Here is a 1,868-nt window from a genome sequence, read left to right on the forward strand (position 1 = left end):
AGGAGCGACGCCGCCTCAACAAGGTGCTGCGGGCCAGGGGCCGCGCGTTGCAAGGCGGACCGGATGTCGCCAAGCCGCAGAGCCTGGTCACGATGGCCTTCAGCAGCTGTGGCTGGGGATTCAAGCCGGCGCTCAAGGTCAGCCTGCTGTCGGCCGCCGACATCAAGGCGATCCCGCTGGTCGCGCACCTGTTCCCGCTGATCGCCCGCTGGGTGAACCGCTTCGGCGGCAACTTCCGGTTCCAGCACCTGCCGGTGCCGTTCGAGGTCTACGCCGACGGCATCGCCCTCGTGGTGTTCGAGGAGTTCGGCTCGGGTGCTGCGGCACTGCACCTGTCGGACCAGGTCGACGCACAGCGTGCGTTGCTCGCCGACGCTGCGTATCGCCGTACCTTCCGCAAGGACTACGACAAGAAGTACGGACCGCGCGTGTGGCACCGCGACTTCTTCGACGCCGAGATCACCGAGTGCCCGGACGTCTCGGTCATCGGCAAGACCTTCGGCCAGGTCGGCGTCGACCGTGGCGGGATGCATCCCGTCGACGCGTTCCTCGACCTCGTCGTCGAGTACGGCGACAAGGTCCGCTGGCGTACGACGATCTCCAACCACCGCCCCGCGGTGCTCGATCGTTTCGCCGCCGACCCCGGGGTTCAGCTCGGGTTCTCCGACGCCGGTGCGCACCTGCGCAACATGGCCTTCTACAACTTCGGCCTGCGGCTGTTGCGGCGGGTGCGCGACGCCGAGCAGGCGGGTCGCCCGTTCATGACCGTCGAGCACGCGGTCCACCGGCTCACCGGCGAGCTCGCCGACTGGTACGACATCGACGCCGGCCGCCTCCGTGTCGGCGATCGGGCCGACCTGGTCGTCATCGACCCTTCGCGCCTCGACGCGTCGCTGGACGCCTACGCCGAGGACCCGATCCCGGCGTTCGGTGGCCTGTCGCGGATGGTGAACCGCAACGACGCCACCGTGGTCTCGGTGCTGGTCGGTGGTGAGGAGGTCTTCGCCTCGGGTACTGCGGGTTCGGCTGTCGGAGTGCGTCGAACGGGCAAGTTCCTGCGGGCTGGTCGCGTGCGGACTGTGGAGAACTCGGGCTGATCGGGGGCTTGTGTCGGTGGGTTCTGGTCCAATACTCGTATGGCAATCGGGTGCGGGCAGGGCGAGCAGGATCGGCTGGTGGAGATGTCCGTCGGCAATGTCCTGGCGTTCGTCGAGGGCCAGCATGCTGCGCGGGTGGAGGCTGAGCGGAACATCCTGAAGGCCGCCTACCAGTGGGCGGTCCTGCATTCGCCTGACCGGTTGCCGCTCTCGGACAAGCGGGGTCGGGAGCGGGCCAAGCGTGCGGGTGGTGTGGGGACGCCGTTGATCACCGAGTACGCCGCTGCGGCGTTCGGTGCCCGGATCCAGACCAGTCCTTATGGTGCGAAGAAGTTGATCGCGGACGCGGTCGACATCAAGCTGCGGCTGCCACGGATCCAGGCCGGGGTCGACGAAGGCCTGGTCCGGACGGGTCATGCCCGTCATGTGGCGGAGGCGACCCGGGAGCTGTCGGAGTCGGAGGCGGGGTGGGTCGATGCCGAGGTCGCGGAGTCGTGTGACGGCAGGTTGGCGTGGACCCGGTTCCAGGCGTTGGTGGAGGGCAAGGTCGCCGCCGCAGCCCCCGAGTTGGCGCGGTTGAAGGAAGAGGCCGCAGCCCGGGAGGTGTTCGCCCGGATGTCGCGGGTCAACAAGCACGGCATGGCCACCTACACGGTCCACGCTGATGCGATGACCATCGCCGGCATCAATGCCGCCGCCAACGCGGTCGCCGACTCCGAGGACCTGAAGGAAGCGATGCCCGACGCGTCGGCCAACCAGCGCCGGGTCGCG

1 protein-coding gene and 1 pseudogene are annotated in these 1,868 nt (G+C 68.6%); both read left to right on the forward strand.

The features are described 5' to 3' along the window. Nucleotides 1-1,097, forward strand: a pseudogene (locus tag ACOADB_RS15400) (hypothetical protein); the annotation flags it as partial. Nucleotides 1,098-1,181: 84 nt separating this feature from the next. Then, on the forward strand, nt 1,182-1,868 hold a 687-nt coding region (locus tag ACOADB_RS15405; RefSeq protein WP_378600298.1), incomplete at its 3' end, for a DUF222 domain-containing protein.

Source organism: Nocardioides sp. CPCC 206348 (assembly GCF_048654705.1).
Taxonomy (GTDB): domain Bacteria; phylum Actinomycetota; class Actinomycetes; order Propionibacteriales; family Nocardioidaceae; genus Nocardioides.